The organism is Pseudomonas sp. KBS0710 (genome assembly GCF_005938045.2).
GTDB lineage: Bacteria > Pseudomonadota > Gammaproteobacteria > Pseudomonadales > Pseudomonadaceae > Aquipseudomonas.
Genome location: NZ_VCCF02000001.1, coordinates 4,319,734 through 4,335,792, shown reverse-complemented (window position 1 = coordinate 4,335,792; position 16,059 = coordinate 4,319,734). Strand labels below are relative to the sequence as shown.

15 protein-coding genes are annotated in these 16,059 nt (G+C 59.1%); 10 read left to right on the top strand and 5 right to left on the bottom strand.

Annotated elements, in window-relative coordinates; genetic code table 11:
- Window position 1: 1 nt before the first annotated feature.
- Both FFI16_RS19855 and FFI16_RS19850 read right to left on the bottom strand, forming a co-directional pair.
- Window positions 2-3,043, bottom strand: a complete 3,042-nt coding sequence (locus tag FFI16_RS19855) for a membrane-targeted effector domain-containing toxin (protein WP_138816447.1) — start codon at window positions 3,041-3,043, stop codon at window positions 2-4.
- 69 nt (window positions 3,044-3,112) lie between these two features.
- On the bottom strand, window positions 3,113-4,009 hold the full coding sequence (locus FFI16_RS19850) for a LysR substrate-binding domain-containing protein (RefSeq protein ID WP_138816446.1): 897 nt from the start codon (window positions 4,007-4,009) through the stop codon (window positions 3,113-3,115).
- A gap of 109 nt (window positions 4,010-4,118) precedes the next feature.
- Here FFI16_RS19850 and FFI16_RS19845 point away from each other — a divergent pair, with 109 nt between their 5' ends.
- The 8 genes from FFI16_RS19845 (at window position 4,119) to rpoS (ending at window position 11,251) form a co-directional block, all read left to right on the top strand.
- Window positions 4,119-5,231: an S-(hydroxymethyl)glutathione dehydrogenase/class III alcohol dehydrogenase gene (locus FFI16_RS19845; RefSeq protein WP_138816445.1), complete on the top strand. Its 1,113-nt coding sequence runs from the start codon at window positions 4,119-4,121 to the stop codon at window positions 5,229-5,231.
- A gap of 8 nt (window positions 5,232-5,239) precedes the next feature.
- The gene (gene fghA, locus FFI16_RS19840; RefSeq protein ID WP_138816444.1) at window positions 5,240-6,085 is read left to right on the top strand and encodes an S-formylglutathione hydrolase; all 846 of its coding nucleotides are present in this window, start codon (window positions 5,240-5,242) and stop codon (window positions 6,083-6,085) included.
- 54 nt (window positions 6,086-6,139) lie between these two features.
- Window positions 6,140-6,613, top strand: a complete 474-nt coding sequence (gene ispF, locus FFI16_RS19835) for a 2-C-methyl-D-erythritol 2,4-cyclodiphosphate synthase (protein ID WP_012722614.1) — start codon at window positions 6,140-6,142, stop codon at window positions 6,611-6,613.
- Window positions 6,610-7,668: a tRNA pseudouridine(13) synthase TruD gene (gene truD / locus FFI16_RS19830; protein ID WP_138816443.1), complete on the top strand. Its 1,059-nt coding sequence runs from the start codon at window positions 6,610-6,612 to the stop codon at window positions 7,666-7,668. Before ispF ends, truD begins: the two co-directional genes overlap by 4 nt.
- The gene (surE, locus tag FFI16_RS19825) at window positions 7,656-8,405 is read left to right on the top strand and encodes a 5'/3'-nucleotidase SurE (RefSeq protein WP_138816442.1); all 750 of its coding nucleotides are present in this window, start codon (window positions 7,656-7,658) and stop codon (window positions 8,403-8,405) included. The genes truD and surE overlap by 13 nt, the downstream gene beginning before the upstream one ends.
- A gap of 41 nt (window positions 8,406-8,446) precedes the next feature.
- Entirely contained in the window at window positions 8,447-9,082 is a 636-nt protein-coding gene (locus tag FFI16_RS19820; protein WP_169850588.1) for a protein-L-isoaspartate(D-aspartate) O-methyltransferase, read from the top strand.
- A gap of 209 nt (window positions 9,083-9,291) precedes the next feature.
- Window positions 9,292-10,134 carry a peptidoglycan DD-metalloendopeptidase family protein gene (locus FFI16_RS19815; protein ID WP_138816441.1) on the top strand — a complete coding sequence of 281 codons (843 nt, stop codon included), beginning with the start codon at window positions 9,292-9,294 and terminating at the stop codon, window positions 10,132-10,134.
- 106 nt (window positions 10,135-10,240) lie between these two features.
- The gene (gene rpoS / locus FFI16_RS19810) at window positions 10,241-11,251 is read left to right on the top strand and encodes an RNA polymerase sigma factor RpoS (protein WP_056857520.1); all 1,011 of its coding nucleotides are present in this window, start codon (window positions 10,241-10,243) and stop codon (window positions 11,249-11,251) included.
- A gap of 146 nt (window positions 11,252-11,397) precedes the next feature.
- Here rpoS and FFI16_RS19805 read toward each other — a convergent pair whose 3' ends face one another.
- Window positions 11,398-11,607, bottom strand: coding sequence for a cold-shock protein (locus FFI16_RS19805; RefSeq protein WP_002554837.1), 210 nt, complete (start codon window positions 11,605-11,607; stop codon window positions 11,398-11,400).
- A gap of 389 nt (window positions 11,608-11,996) precedes the next feature.
- On the opposite strand from FFI16_RS19805, the gene dcd reads away from it, so the two are divergent.
- Window positions 11,997-12,563 (top strand): dCTP deaminase, encoded by a 567-nt coding sequence (gene dcd / locus FFI16_RS19800; protein ID WP_138816440.1) that lies wholly within the window; start codon window positions 11,997-11,999, stop codon window positions 12,561-12,563.
- Between the two features lie 107 nt (window positions 12,564-12,670).
- A complete protein-coding gene (locus tag FFI16_RS19795; RefSeq protein WP_017137167.1) occupies window positions 12,671-12,871 on the top strand; it encodes a hypothetical protein in 201 nt (66 codons plus the stop codon).
- 25 nt (window positions 12,872-12,896) lie between these two features.
- On the opposite strand, the gene pdeM is transcribed toward FFI16_RS19795, so the two are convergent.
- Window positions 12,897-13,547 (bottom strand): ligase-associated DNA damage response endonuclease PdeM, encoded by a 651-nt coding sequence (gene pdeM / locus FFI16_RS19790; protein ID WP_138816439.1) that lies wholly within the window; start codon window positions 13,545-13,547, stop codon window positions 12,897-12,899.
- Window positions 13,547-16,027, bottom strand: coding sequence for a ligase-associated DNA damage response DEXH box helicase (locus tag FFI16_RS19785; protein ID WP_138816438.1), 2,481 nt, complete (start codon window positions 16,025-16,027; stop codon window positions 13,547-13,549). Before FFI16_RS19785 ends, pdeM begins: the two co-directional genes overlap by 1 nt.
- Between the last annotated feature and the right edge of the window lie 32 nt (window positions 16,028-16,059).

Here is a 16,059-nt window from a genome sequence, read left to right as displayed (position 1 = left end):
CTCAGCCTTTGACTTGCTGCAACCCGGGTAGAGTTTTCAACTCATTCACCAAGACCTCAATGCTGTCGAACCGCTTTTCATCAAGGGGCCAGCCGGTAACCTGGATGAAGTACCGACCGTCCTGACAGTTGATCCTTGAACTTCGCAGTTCCCCGCGTCGCGAACGATAGTCAATGTGGGCAGCCTCGGAAACCAGTCCCTCGGTGAGCATGAATTGGCCCGGCCGTATCAGCAGTGCCTTGGCCGACTTCACGACTCGACTGTGCGAAGGGCCGGGCTGTGATTCCATTGAGTGCTGCAGCACGGCAGGATCAACACGCAAGACCAGGTTGGCTTTGACCGTGCCTTCCCCCTTGTTGAGGCCGAGGCTGGAAGTGCGCCCTGGATCGACTTCGATGCCCAAGGGCTGGGCGCCCGTTCTATCTTCTATCCGCAGGCCGATGCTGCCGGTGAGTTCGGCCAACCCAGGGATGTCCCTGAAGGTATTGGTATGGGTATCGCCCACCAGTGCGACCCACTTACCTGGTTGGCGCTTGGAGGTCTGGATCCACTGAATCACCTCGGTGGCGTAATAGTTCATCATCCGTTGGCGCAAGGTTCCCGCATTGTCGCGCATATCGCGAAGTACGTAGCTTGCAGTGCAGTCGATCGGCTGGATCTTGATCCCCGCGTCTCGGGCTTTGATCACGATGTTTCTGAATGAGTAATAGTGGCTTCGGAGCAGTGGATAGATCCCGTTCAGATAGCTTGTCAGCTCCTCGGTCATGGGGGCGCTCTTCGAGCGGTAAAAAGCCTTCAACATTGGAGCATGCACGTCTGTCAGCAAATGTTCGAAGTAGATGCGTTTGACACCTTGGCTTGCGAGTGTCTGCATGTTGTCGATCAGAAAGGCTTTGCTCGATTCGGCGCTGTGGCTTTCGCCGACCACGATTCCGTCACTGGCGCGCAGCAATTTCTCGATAATGCTCTGCTGTGATTCGTTCAAGCTCAAGCGGGGGAGTACCGGCTGCAGGGGCGAGTAGGGCAGGCGGTTAAAGAAGATCGCCGAGTCCTGGTTTAATTGGTTCCTTTTCTCAAAGAACAGTTTCCGGGCGTTGCTGATCGATTGTGCATCCATTCCGAAGGGTTCGAAGTCTTCCGCAAATGATCGGGTGTCGGTGAGCATCTGCACGAGGATCTCGCGCACGGGCGCTGGCATCTGGTAGGCGCTGAAGAAACTCAACTGCTGGCTTCCGCCGAACAGTTTGTAAACCCGTTGCCAGGCATTGCGAAATGCCCCACCTCCGGCCAACCCGGCGCGTCGCCATTGCTGGTCGGAGCTCTGAATAGCGTAGAGCCCGGTGGATTGGATCTTCTCGGGGGCTTCTGGATTATTTACGAATAGCTCAAAAAAACCCCAGCCATTCGGGCTTTTGTAGGTCAGGAAGGTCTCGCCCTGAATGTTGACGGTCTGCAAACCGCTGGGGGATGTTGCGGCGACCAGGGGGCGAGTCTCGGTTTGGGCGGAGGTGGGGGCCTGAGTGATGACCTTGACGCTGATCTGACCCTCCTCTGCCCGCGTAGCCTGACCAAGCTCAGGGCGTAACGCCTCAAGACTGCTCGCGCCTTTGCTGATGCCGTGGATAACCACCGGGACCGCGTTCAGGGCGCCGAACACCATGCGCTCAACGGCGAGGGGTTTGTCTTTGAGCACGTCATCGGCGCCGATAGCCATTCCCGTCAAGCCCGATGTCACGAAACAAAACTCCGCCAGCAACGCCGTGCCCATGGTCAACGCCACGGGGATCGCCAGCAGGCAGGCTTTATCCAAGGCGTCGAGGGTGTCGGCCTTGAACGTGTCCAACGGCGAGACAATGGTTTTGGCTGCCAATTTTGCAATCCGAGTGCGGATCTGTCGCGCGATAAACGCAAATGGGTTGCTTCTGAGCGCCGGATACATTGGGTTGTTTATGTATTGCTCGGGGTCCCAGTAACCGTTGTGCAACAAGCTATTGAAAAAACCGGGTGGGCTGGAAGATTGCGGGTACATCGCCATGCCGATCAATGCTTCCTCGACACCACTGTAGATCAGGCCGGAGTCAATCGAGTCGGGTTCAAAGTGGTTGGTCAGGGCTTTGCGCTGGGTCGGGTCCTTGGCCACTTTCACCAGTGCATTGCGCATGTCCGTTGGGTTGTTGAAACCATGGATGGGGGAGGAGTTGCCCGGGATGTACAGCAGGGTGATCTGGCTCTGATTGTCGGTAATCGTAAGAATGTCGGTGGCGTCGAACTGATGAATGCGCAGCACGCGCACGGACAGGTTTTTATCCGGTGAATAGGGCGTCTGAAAATCTTCGAGGGTCAGATTGCTGGCATCCTTGTCGACGCCGATACCTGCCGCCCGTGCGGCGAGTTGCCGTTCTGCTGCGGTGAGCGTGAATTCTTCGTACTGATTGAGGTAAGCCTTGGTGTAGGCGATGCGCATCAGGGTGGTGTAATTGTCCCGATGTTCGCTCCAGAACAGGGTGATGGCCTTGTCATAGGTTTGTTCGAAGTTGCTTGAATCAATGACCTTTCTCAAAACAGCAGGCGCGATCTCCAGTTGGGTGGTCGGGTCGTAGACCTGAGGTTCACTTTGCCGGTAAAGCGCCTCATACCGTCTGGGCGGGATCCAGCTGGAAGTGATGAACTCTTCGTTGAACATTTGCGGTATGCGGTTATCCATCAGGCGCGGTAGTTCATCAACGATATTGAAGTACGGCGCAATGGTGGAAAAACCGGTGGTGTTGACCATCCCGCCAGGGGCATGGGGCGCATTGCAGATCATGGCCTCGGTCAGGCTCATGGATTGGATGATCACTGCGGTGTAGGGCGAATCGGGATTGTCGAGGTTGTATTCCAGAGTGGTCAGGAGAGTAGTATCCGGGTCCAGTTTTTCCTGGGTGAATGGTTGCAGATGCTCGTAAAGCAATTGGGCGGCGATAGCGCTGGGCACCGGAAAGTCGGCCAGGACCTTTCGGACAAAATGATTGATATGCTGGAGTTGCTGGGCGTTGGACGTCATGGGCTTGCCTGGTTTTTCAATGAAAGCGGCTATTAACCGATATCCAGGCAATGCATCGACGGTAGCTGTTTATGCTCGATAGACCGGATTGTCACCCAAGCCTTCTTTGAGAAAGTCCACCAGCTTTCTGACCTTCGGCGACAAATGCCGCTGCTGCGGATACAACGCCCACACCGCCGTATTCGGTGGCTGATGCGCCTCCAGCAACGACACCAACGCGCTACTGTGCAAATGCTCCAGCACGTAATAATCCGGCAGTTGGCACAACCCAACCCCTTGCAGCGCCGCATCCAGTACCGCCTGCCCACTGTTGCAGCGCCAGTTTCCCTGCACCCGCTGGGAAAACTCCCGCCCATCCTGAGCCAGTTGCCAGATATCCGAGCTGCCGATCAGGCAGTTATGCCGACTCAATTCCGACAAACTATGTGGCCGACCATAGCGTGCCAAGTAGGACGGCGACGCGCACAGGTACATACGCCGAGGGGCCAGGCGGCTGGCGACCATGCGCGAGTCTTGCAAGCGCCCCAGGCGAATGGCCAGGTCCAGGCCCTCATGCACCAGGTCCAACTGGCGATTGCTCAATTCGATATCCACACGCAGTTGCGGATACAGCCCCATGAACCGCGTAACCAACGGCACGATAAAGCGCTCGCCGTACGCCACCGCGCAGGTCATGCGCAACATGCCCTTGGGCTCGCTGGTGAGGTCGCCCACCGCGCGCAACGCTTCTTCACGACCATCTTGTAAACGCTGGCAATGTTGCAGGAAGGTCTGACCGGCTTCGGTGAGGGTCACCTTGCGCGTACTGCGATACAGCAAGCGCGTTTGCAGCCGTTCTTCCAGGCGCGCCACCTGCCGGCTGATATGCGATGAAGACACTCCCAGCCGCTCGGCCGCTGCGGTGAATTGGCTGCATTCGGCCACAGCGACGAACTCATCGATGCCTTCCCAGCGGTTTTCCAGCATATTGATTATCCCTGCGTAGCAATAATGTTTTGCTTTTGCCCGGATTATTCATCAATAAGCCATGTATTACACTCTCCGCCTCAGTTTTTAATTCCCAGGAGAAACCCGGATGATCAAGTCCCGCGCCGCCGTAGCCTTCGAAGCGAAAAAGCCCCTTGAGATCGTTGAAGTGGATGTCGCCATGCCCAAGGCTGGCGAGGTGCTGTTGCGTGTAGTTGCGTCCGGTGTGTGCCATACCGACGCCTACACCTTGTCGGGCGCCGACCCGGAAGGCATCTTCCCGTCGATCCTGGGCCACGAGGGCGGTGCGGTGGTTGAGGCGATCGGCGAGGGCGTGACCTCGGTGGCCGTCGGCGATCACGTTATCCCGCTGTACACCCCGGAATGCGGCAAGTGCAAATTCTGCCTGTCGGGCAAGACCAACCTGTGCCAGGCCATTCGATCCACCCAGGGCAAAGGCCTGATGCCCGACGGCACTACGCGTTTCTCCTACAAAGGCCAGCCGATTTTCCACTACATGGGCACCTCGACCTTCTCCGAGTACACCGTTTTGCCGGAAATCTCCGTGGCCAAGATTCCTAAAGAAGCGCCGCTGGAGAAAGTCTGCCTGCTGGGCTGCGGTGTCACCACCGGCATCGGTGCAGTGATCAACACCGCCAAGGTCAAGCCGGGCGACACCGTGGCCATCTTCGGCCTTGGCGGCATCGGCCTGTCGGCGGTGATCGGCGCGGTGAAAGCCAAGGCCGGCCGCATCATTGCGATTGACATCAACCCAGCCAAGTTCGAAATCGCCAGGCAACTGGGCGCCACCGACTGCATTAACCCGAAAGACTATGACCGCCCGATCCAGGACGTGATCGTCGACTTGACCGACGGCGGCGTGGACTTCTCCTTCGAGTGCATTGGCAACGTACAACTGATGCGCGCCGCGCTTGAGTGCTGCCACAAAGGCTGGGGTGAGTCGGTGATCATCGGTGTGGCCGGTGCTGGCCAGGAAATCGCCACACGTCCATTCCAACTGGTCACCGGCCGCGTCTGGCGCGGTTCGGCGTTCGGCGGCGTGCGCGGCCGTACCGAATTGCCGAGCTACGTGGAAATGGCTCAGACCGGCGAAATCCCGCTGGACACCTTCATCACCCACACCATGGGCCTGGAAGACATCAACAAAGCGTTTGACCTGATGCATGAAGGCAAGAGCATTCGTACCGTCATCCACTTTTGAGGTCGGCCATGAATCTGGAAAACCTGTCGTGCCAGAAGAGCTTCGGCGGCTGGCATAAACGCTACAAGCACCATTCTGATGTGCTCGGTTGCGACATGACGTTCGCCGTCTACCTTCCGCCTCAGGCGGAGCAGGGCGGCAAGCTGCCAGTGCTGTACTGGCTGTCGGGGCTGACCTGCACCGATGAGAACTTCATGCAAAAAGCCGGCGCCCAGCGCATGGCCGCCGAGCTTGGGTTGATCATCGTCGCACCCGACACCAGCCCGCGTGGGCCGGGTGTGCCGGGCGACCCGGACAACGCCTGGGATTTTGGTCTGGGCGCTGGCTTCTACCTGAATGCCACGCAGGAACCCTGGGCCAAGCACTATCGGATGCACGACTATGTCGTGCAGGAATTGCCTGCGTTGGTTGAAGCGCATTTTCCGGCTTCGGACAAGCGCGGCATCAGTGGCCACTCCATGGGCGGTCACGGTGCCCTGGTGTGTGCCTTGCGCAACTCAGGGCGTTACCAATCGGTGTCGGCGTTTTCGCCGATCAACAACCCGATGGATTGCCCATGGGGTCAGAAAGCCTTCTCCCGCTACCTGGGCGAAGAACGCTCCAAGTGGCGCGAGTGGGATGCCTGCGTGCTGATCAGCGAAGCCTCGGAAAAACTGCCGTTGCTGGTGGACCAGGGCGATCGCGACGATTTCCTTGCCGTGCAGCTTAAGCCGGAGGCGTTGCAGCAAGCGGCCAAGGCCGCCAACCACCCGTTGGAACTGCGCCTGCAGCCGGGCTATGACCACAGCTACTTCTTTATCGCCAGCTTCATCGAAGACCATTTGCGACATCATGGTCGCGCTTTGCTCGGTTAATGTGAGGCAAAAGTAGGTAGAATCACGCCCTGAATTAAATCGGGGCGTTTTTTTATGCGTATTGGCCACGGCTATGATGTGCACCGTTTCGCTGAAGGCGATTTCATCACCTTGGGCGGCGTGCGCATTGCACACCACCATGGGTTGCTGGCTCATTCCGACGGCGACGTTGTGCTGCATGCCTTGAGCGATGCCTTGCTCGGCGCCGCCGCGTTGGGCGATATCGGCAAGCATTTTCCGGACACCGACCCGACCTTCAAGGGCGCGGACAGCCGTGTCTTGCTGCGCCACGTGGTCGGCCTGATCCACGCCAAGGGCTGGAAGGTCGGCAACGTCGACAACACCATCGTGGCCCAGGCGCCGAAAATGGCGCCCCACATCGAATCGATGCGCGCGCTGATTGCCGCCGACCTGCAAATTGAATTGGATCAAGTCAACGTGAAAGCCACCACCACCGAAAAGCTCGGGTTTACCGGCCGGGAAGAGGGCATTGCGGTGCACTCCGTCGCCTTGTTGCTGCGCGCATGAATGATCTGCAATTGCTGGGCCCGCGTGCCTATGGCGAGGCCTTGGGCAGCGCGGTTTTGAAAGCGACGGCTGAAGATTTCCAGGTCGACGAAGTGCTGGACATCCCGCTCAGCGGTGACGGTGAGCACCTGTGGCTGTGGGTCGAAAAGCGCGGCCTGAATACCGAAGAGGCCGCACGCCGTATCGCCAAGGCTGCCGGCGTGCCGTTGCGCACCGTCAGCTACGCCGGGCTCAAGGACCGTCAGGCGTTGACCCGTCAGTGGTTCAGCGTGCAACTGCCAGGCAAGGCCGACCCGGACATGAGCGGTGCCGAAAACGACACCCTCAAGATCCTCAAAATGGGCCGCCACAAGCGCAAACTGCAACGCGGCGCGCATTCGGCCAATGGCTTTACCCTGCGCCTGACCCAATTGGCGGGTGATACCGCCGCCATCGACGCGCGCTTGCAATTGATCGCCCAGCACGGTATCCCGAACTACTTCGGTACCCAGCGTTTCGGGCATAACGGCGGCAACGTCGTGGATGCCCGCGATTGGGCGGCGCGCAAGGCGTTGCCGGAGCAGCGCAATGTGCGTTCGCGGCTGCTGTCGACCGCGCGCAGCTTTCTGTTTAACAAAGTGTTGGCGGCGCGGGTCGCGGATGGATCCTGGCAACGTGCCCAGGTCGGTGACCTGCTGGCGTTTACCGACAGCCGCAGTTTTTTTCCCGCAGGTGAGGCTGAATGCAGCGACCCGCGCCTGGCGATTCTGGACCTGCACCCCACCGGCCCGCAGTGGGGCGAGGGCGATTCGCCGGCCGGCGGCGCGACCCACACGCTTGAGCAAAGCATTGCCGCCAGCGAGCCGGAGCTGCGTGATTGGCTGGTGAGAGCCGGCATGAGCCAGGAACGTCGCATTCTGCGACTGCCCATTGGCGGGTTGACGTGGCATTATCCCGGTCCTGACATTCTGCAATTGGAATTCGTCCTGCCGGCCGGATGCTTCGCCACTGTCTTGGTGCGCGAGCTTGTTGATCTGGTGCCGGTGGGGCCGACGGACAACCCATGCGTATTCTGATATCAAACGATGACGGTGCCACCGCACCCGGTCTTGCTGCGCTTTATGCTGCGCTGCAGGATTACGCCGAGTGCGTGGTGGTTGCCCCGGACCAGGACAAGAGCGGCGCCAGCAGTTCGCTGACGCTCGACCGTCCGCTGCACCCGCAGGTTCTGGCCAATGGCTTTATCAGTGTGAACGGTACCCCCACCGACTGCGTGCACCTGGCAATCAACAGCTTGTTGGACCAAGAGCCGGATCTGGTGGTATCGGGCATCAACCTGGGCGCCAACCTGGGCGATGACGTGCTGTATTCCGGCACGGTGGCGGCGGCCCTTGAAGGGCGCTTCCTGGGACGCACCTCGTTCGCTTTTTCGTTTGCCTCACGGCAACTGGATAACCTGGCGACGGCGGCGTATTTCGCCCGCAAGCTGGTGGAGGCCCATGGCTCGCTGGACTTGCCTGCGCGTACGGTGCTCAACGTCAATATTCCCAATTTGCCCCTCGACCATATCCGCGGCATCCAGCTGACCCGCCTGGGCCATCGCTCCCGTGCAGCAGCGCCGTTGAAGGTGGTCGACCCGCGTGGCAAGGAAGGTTACTGGATTGCTGCCGCCGGTGATGCCGAAGACGGCGGCCCCGGCACCGACTTTCATGCGGTGATGCAAGGTTATGTTTCGATTACCCCGTTGCAGCTCGATCGCACCTTCAGTGATGCCTTCAGTAGTCTGGATGGCTGGCTTGAGGGGCTGCGTTAATGGCGCGTGAACAAGACGACCTGTTGCGTCGTGGTATCGGGATGACCTCCCAGCGTACCCGCGAGCGTTTGATCCAGCGTCTGTATGAAGAAGGCCTGTCCAACGCCCAAGTGCTGGAAGTCATCCGGCGCACGCCTCGGCATCTGTTCGTGGATGAGGCGCTGGCGCATCGCGCCTACGAAGACACTGCGTTGCCGATCGGCCATAACCAGACCATCTCGCAGCCATATATGGTTGCGCGCATGAGTGAGCTGCTGCTGGCGGCGGGGCCGTTGGACAAGGTGCTGGAGATCGGCACCGGTTCGGGGTACCAGACCGCCGTACTCTCGCAGCTGGTGGAGCGGGTGTTCTCGGTGGAGCGCATCAAGGTCCTGCAGGACCGCGCCAAGGAACGCCTGGTGGAGCTTAACCTGCGCAACGTAGTGTTCCGCTGGGGCGATGGTTGGGAAGGCTGGCCGGCGCTGGCGCCGTATAACGGCATCATCGTCACGGCGGTCGCCACCGATGTGCCCCAGGCGTTACTCGATCAGCTCGCCCCTGGCGGGCGCCTGGTCATCCCGGTGGGTTCTGGTGAAGTGCAACAATTGATGCTCATTATCCGTGAGGACGAAGGTTTTTCCCGGCATGTACTGGGTGCCGTGCGCTTCGTTCCGCTGCTCAATGGCCCGCTGGCCTGATCATTTCTTCGCAAACAGTGAATTCTGTTGGTGGGGATGGGTCTTACGGCGGGGCTTGTTGAGTCAACATGATTGGAAGCCGGGTTTAAACGCGATGAATTTTTCGTTTCAGTCGTGTGCCGGTAAAAAGCCAATGCCCAGTTATACTTGCGACATATTTCAAGCCTGATACAGGCATTCATGTTCGGCCAGCACAAAGGGAGCGGCGGGTGAGTCTCACAGGTCTTGCGCAGCGTATGAGTAAAACAAGTTTTCAGCGACTGGTGCTTGGCCTTGTCTTGAGTTCCTTATTGGTGGGTTGCTCAAGCTCTCCGTCCAGTGGCGCTCGGGTTGTCGACCGAAACGGTGCCAGCAGCGTGCCGCAAAAACCGACGGTCACCACCGGGCAATATGTGGTGCGAAAGGGGGACACGATGTTCTCGATCGCCTTCCGTTACGGTTGGGATTACAAGGCGCTCGCAGCTCGTAACAATATTCCTGTGCCTTATACGATACATCCGGGGCAAACCATCCGTTTCGATGGGCGTACCGGTTCAGCGCCTACGGCAGTTGTGACAAAGTCCGGATCTTCGGCCTCGTCTTCAAGCAAAACCACGATCATTACACGGCCCGCAGGCACCGCTGCGCCTACAGTTGCGAGCAAACCGGCAGCCACGCCGTTGCCACCTGCCGGGCCGGCACCGACCGGTTGGGGATGGCCTTCAAACGGGGTGCTGATTGGAAAATTCTCTTCAAACGGTAGTTTGAATAAAGGCATTGATATCGCCGGAGATTTGGGACAGCCTGTTTTAGCTGCGTCTGATGGGACAGTGGTTTACGCCGGGAGTGGTTTACGGGGCTACGGCGAGCTGGTCATCATCAAACACAGCGATACCTACGTCAGTGCCTACGGTCATAACCGCAGGCTGTTGGTTCGGGAGGGGCAGCAGGTCAAAGTCGGACAGACAATTGCCGAAATGGGGTCAACTGGTACAGACCGGGTGAAACTGCACTTTGAGATTCGCCGCCAAGGGAAACCTGTAGATCCGCTGCAATTCCTACCCCGTCGTTGATGTGTTGCACAGCCTGTTCCCTCACGTAGAAGGAACAGGCTCCAGCGTTGCCAAGGATAAAGGCGTCGCTTGAGCTTGAGGTCGAACTCACCAAAGGACTATAACAATGGCTCTCAGTAAAGAAGCGCCGGAGTTTGACATCGACGATGAGGTTCTCCTTGAAATGGAGATACTCACCGAAAAGGAATCGATGTCGAATGATGAAGGGTCTCCAACTCCTTCAGTTCGCACCAAATCCAAGAACTCCACCGCGTTGAAGCAACACAAGTACATTGACTACACGCGGGCGCTCGACGCCACGCAGCTGTATCTCAATGAAATCGGCTTTTCCCCTTTGCTGACTCCCGAAGAAGAAGTCCATTTTGCGCGCTTGTCGCAAAAGGGCGATCCGGCTGGGCGCAAGCGCATGATTGAAAGCAACCTGCGGCTGGTGGTGAAAATCGCCCGACGCTACGTCAATCGTGGCCTGTCGCTGTTGGACTTGATCGAGGAGGGCAACCTGGGCTTGATCCGGGCAGTGGAGAAGTTCGACCCTGAGCGGGGCTTCCGCTTCTCTACCTATGCTACCTGGTGGATTCGCCAGACCATCGAACGGGCGATCATGAATCAGACCCGCACGATCCGGTTGCCGATCCATGTGGTCAAGGAGCTCAACGTCTACCTGCGGGCAGCGCGTGAGCTGACACAAAAACTCGATCATGAACCCTCGCCTGAAGAAATCGCCAACCTGCTGGAAAAGCCAGTGGGAGAGGTTAAGCGCATGCTCGGCTTGAATGAGCGCGTATCTTCGGTCGATGTCTCGCTGGGTCCGGACTCGGATAAAACCCTGCTGGACACCCTGACGGATGATCGCCCGACAGATCCTTGTGAGCTGTTGCAGGACGATGATCTTTCCCAAAGCATTGACCAGTGGTTGTCGGAACTTACGGACAAGCAGCGTGAGGTGGTGATTCGCCGCTTCGGCCTGCGCGGCCATGAGAGCAGCACCCTGGAGGATGTAGGCCTGGAGATCGGCCTGACCCGTGAGCGGGTGCGGCAGATCCAGGTAGAGGGCCTCAAGCGCTTGCGTGAGATCCTCGAGAAGAATGGCTTGTCGAGTGAGTCGTTGTTCCAGTAACGACGCAGGAAAGACGCAGGACAAAATGTGGGAGCTGGCTCCCACATTTTTTTGTGCCTGGTATTACCTGGGTGCCGGGGCTAAATCCCAGGCATAAAAAAACCCCGCTTTTAAGGGCGGGGTTTTTTCGACTAAGTCAGTACAAGTTAGATAACTTGAACTTCTTCAGCTTGCATGCCTTTCTGACCGCGGGTAGCGATGAAAGAAACCTGTTGGCCTTCTTTCAGGCTTTTGAAGCCGTCGGATTGGATAGCTTTGAAGTGAACGAACAGGTCGTCACCGGATTGTGGAGTGATGAAGCCGAAGCCTTTTTCATCGTTGAACCACTTAACGGTACCAGTTTGGCGATTAGACATGGTGTATCTCCTTGGACAAAGTTAACTGCGACTCAGGAAAAGCCCTGGCCGAGACTGAGTGCAAAGAGCAGGAAAAATTCTTGGAGATGGTTGGATCGAAATTCAACATATCGTGTAGAGATTCTCAGTGACACAAGCAGCACAGTGGCGCCACCTTAACCCTTTTTCCGGGACGTGCCAATGGTATTTCCGAAGGTTTCTCTATTTTCGTGACTGGCGGTGGTATTTAAAGTCGCCGGGCACTGCAAGGACGGTCCCGGCCCCGCTGGCTGCCGCTTATGGCAGGCAGCACATTCATCAACAAATCCCCCGCGCCCTTTGAACCCCAGAGCCGGCCCCGGTAAGATGCCCAACAGAATTTTTCCACCTCGCTATTCAGGACACCCGCCATGAGCATCAAATCGGACAAGTGGATTCGCCGCATGGCGCAAGAACACGGCATGATCGAACCCTTCGTTGAGCGCCAGATCCGTGGCGAAGGCGCGGCGCCCGTGATTTCCTACGGTGTTTCCAGCTACGGCTACGACGTGCGCTGCGCCGATGAATTCAAGGTGTTCACCAACATCAACTCGGCGATCGTCGATCCGAAAAACTTCGACGAAAAGAGCTTCGTCGACATTAAAAGCGACGTGTGCATTATTCCGCCAAACTCCTTTGCGCTGGCGCGCACCGTGGAATTCTTCCGTATTCCCCGTGACGTGCTGACCATCTGCCTGGGTAAAAGCACCTACGCGCGCTGCGGTATCATCGTTAACGTGACGCCACTTGAGCCGGAGTGGGAAGGCCACGTGACCCTGGAGTTCTCCAACACCACCACCTTGCCGGCCAAGATCTACGCCAACGAAGGCGTGGCGCAGATGCTGTTCCTGCAGTCCGATGAAGCCTGTGAAGTGTCCTATAAAGATCGCGCCGGCAAGTATCAGGGCCAGCGCGGTGTCACTCTCCCACGCGCTTGATCGAAAGGTCTTACACGTAAAGGGAATTAGTCTGCGTGAAGTGACTCTATTGGGTGTACTGCCTCGGCGCGTGCAAAACGCGCCGAGCCACGCTTGAGGAGTACTTTATGAAGATCGACCCGCGAATCAGCGCCGAACTCGCCCGGCTTGAACCCAACCAGATTGGTGTTTTGGCCTGGTCCCTGATGGCCGACCCAGCGTATGCGGGCGGCATCCCCGGTCAACCTGACGAAGATTGGCCACAGCAGCCCACCGAGCCCGGTGAGCCAGTGCTTCCCGATGAGCCGCCTCCCGCGCCTGTCGCCTGACTTATCAAAAGGCATGGCTGGCGCTTCAGCGCACCGGCCATACGTCTTGATCGCCGATCACAAATACTCGCCGATCGTCGCTTTTATCTACGGAGTAACCGCCGGTAAAAGCCCCAAACGCCGGCAGTAAGCTGATCCTCGAGCCGATCTGAAAGCACGGCAGCCTTAAACTCTGCCGACCTTTGCCGCGCAACCGGTACACCGGGTGCACATGCCCGGCCAGCACATGATGGCTGGGGTGGGCATCCGGCTCATGCTGCAGCGCGAACGGCCCCATCAACAGCGGCTCGGCCACCACTGCAATCCTCAAGTCAGTAGGCGGGTCGCCTGCGCGTTTATCGTGATTGCCGCGAATCAAGGTCAGGTTCAGTTCGTGATTGCGCTTGCGCCAGGCCCTCAAGGCGCTCAGGGTGCCGCTGGCGTGCGAGCCAGGGCCGTGCAGGAAGTCGCCCAGAAAGATCACCTGTGCGCACGGCAGGGCCGATAACAGGCGGTCCAGGCGCTGCAGGTTTTCGCTGGTAGTGCCCTGCGGCACCGGCTGCCCGAGGCTGCGATATGCCGAGGCCTTGCCAAAGTGCGCATCGGCGATCAACAGGCACTGACGGGCGGGCCAGTAAATCGCCTTTTCGGCCAGCAACCACAACGCCTCACCCTCAAGCGTCAGCAAATAATGCATCAGCGTTTCCCGTTATCCGCGACTTTTTCCAGGTCCTTGACCATGCGTGCAATGCGCTCGGACAGCTTCTCCGAACTCATGCTCTCGCGCATTCGCTCAACCAGCAGTGGAAACGCCAGCGGCGTCGGCCGTTCGATCACATGCAGGTCCAGTTTCAGCGCCGACAGATGACGCAATGTCTCTTCGAGCCGACGAATATCCAACTCATCACGCAGGACTTCTTCCCCGGCCTGGGTCAGTAAAAGGTTCTCTGGGTCATATTGCTTGAACACCTCAAAGAACAAGCCGCTGGAAGCCTGCACTTGCCGCGTGCTTTTCGGCGCGCCAGGGTAACCGGCAAATACCAGCCCGGCGATGCGTGCGATTTCGCGAAAGCGCCGCAGAGCCAGCTCACCGGCATTAAGGCTGGCCGCCACGTCCAGCAGTAAGTTGGTCGGACTCAGCAGCGCAACATTCAACACAACCGGCCAGTCCACCGGCGTAGCGCTCAACAGTTCCAGCCCGTAATCATTCACCGCAATCGAAAAGGTCACCGGCTGGCCTTGGCTGACCCGCCAGGCCAGCAAGCTCGCCAGCCCCAGATGCACCTGGCGCCCGGCGAACGGGTACAGAAACAGGTGCCAGCCTTCCCGCGACTTCAGGGTTTCAGCCAGCAAATGCGCGCGTGTCGGCAGGCCAGACCAACGCAACTGAGTTTGCAGCAGCGGTTGCACCGCGCGCATCTCGGGGCCGTCGAAGTGCCCGTGCGCCGCTGCGTCAAAACGCTCGACTACCGCCTGCGCCAATTCATTGGAAAGCGGCATGCGCCCGCCATTCCAGCGCGGCACGGCGGCCTTTTTCGCGGTGCTGCGGCGTACATACGCCGTCATGTTCTCCACCCGCACCAACTCCAGCAAACGGCCTGCAAACAAAAAACCGTCACCAGGCTTGAGCCGGGCGATAAAGCCTTCCTCGACACTGCCCAGATTCCTGCCGCCGCCGCCCTTGCTCCAGAATTTCAGCTGGATACTCGCATCGCTGACGATAGTGCCCACGCTCATGCGATGGCGCCGCGCCAGGCGCGCATCCGGCACGCGCCACACGCCATGCTCATCAGGCTCCACACGGCGGTAATCCGGATAGGCCGTTAACGACAGTCCACCATGGCGCACAAACCCCAACGCCCAGGCCCAATCGGCGTCAGTAAGGTCACGATAAGCCCAGGCACCACGCACCTCCGTCAACAGCGCGTCCGGGGTAAAACCACCGCCCAGGGCCATGCTCACCAGGTGCTGTACGAGCACATCCAAAGGCTTGTAGGGCGATTCGCGAGCTTCGATGCGCCGCTGCGCTATCGCGTCCTGGGCGGCGGCGGCTTCCACTAATTCCAGGCTATGGGTCGGCACCAACGTCACCCGTGATGGCCTGCCTGGCGCATGGCCAGAGCGCCCGGCGCGTTGCATCAGGCGCGCCACGCCTTTGGCCGAGCCGATTTGCAGCACGCGCTCCACCGGCAGGAAGTCCACACCCAGGTCCAGGCTTGAGGTACACACCACGGCCTTGAGCTGGCCGTCTTTCAGGGCCCGCTCCACCCAATCGCGTGTTTCACGCGACAGCGAGCCATGGTGCAGGGCAATCACGCCGGCCCAGTCCGGGCGCGCTTCCAGCAACGCCTGGTACCAGATCTCCGACTGTGCCCGCGTGTTGGTAAACACCAGGCAACTGCTGCTGGCGTCCACCTCGGCCACCACCTGCGGCAACATCTTCAAACCGATATGCCCGGCCCAGGGAAATCGCTCGGTGGTCGGCGGCAACAAGGTGTCGACCTTCAGTTCTTTTGCCGTTTGCCCCTGCACATTGATCCCACCGCCTTGTGGGACCAGAACCTCAAGGGCGTGAGACTGATTGCCCAAGGTCGCGGAAATCCCCCACACCATCAAGTCAGGATGCCAACGCCGCAAGCGCGCCAACGCCAGTTGCAGTTGCACGCCACGTTTGTTGCCGATCAGTTCATGCCATTCGTCCACGATCACCATGCGCACGTGCGCCAGGCTGGTCTCACTGTCGGCACGCGCGAGCATCAGCGTCAGGCTTTCCGGGGTGGTCACCAGCGCGGTGGGCTGACGCCGGGTCTGGCGCGCGCGTTCGCTGCTGCTGGTGTCGCCGGTACGCAGGCCGACGCTCCAGGGAATCTGCAGCGCCTCAAGCGGTGCTTGCAGGGCGCGCGCTGTGTCGGCGGCCAAGGCTCGCATTGGTGTGATCCACAACACCGTCAGTGGCTCAGCGGGCGCTTTGCGTTTACCGGTGGCAGGCGGGCGAGTGACGGCGAAGCGGTTGAGGGCGGCAAACCACAGCGCATAGGTTTTACCCGCGCCGGTGCTGGCGTGCAGCAGGCCGGATTGGCCGTCTTTAACCGCCGTCCACACGGCTTTTTGAAAGGCGAACGGCTTCCAGCCTTTGGCGGCAAACCATTTTTTGGCGAAGTCGAGGGGTTTTGCCATTCGGCGGCTGACGCTCTGGAGGCTCTATGTCA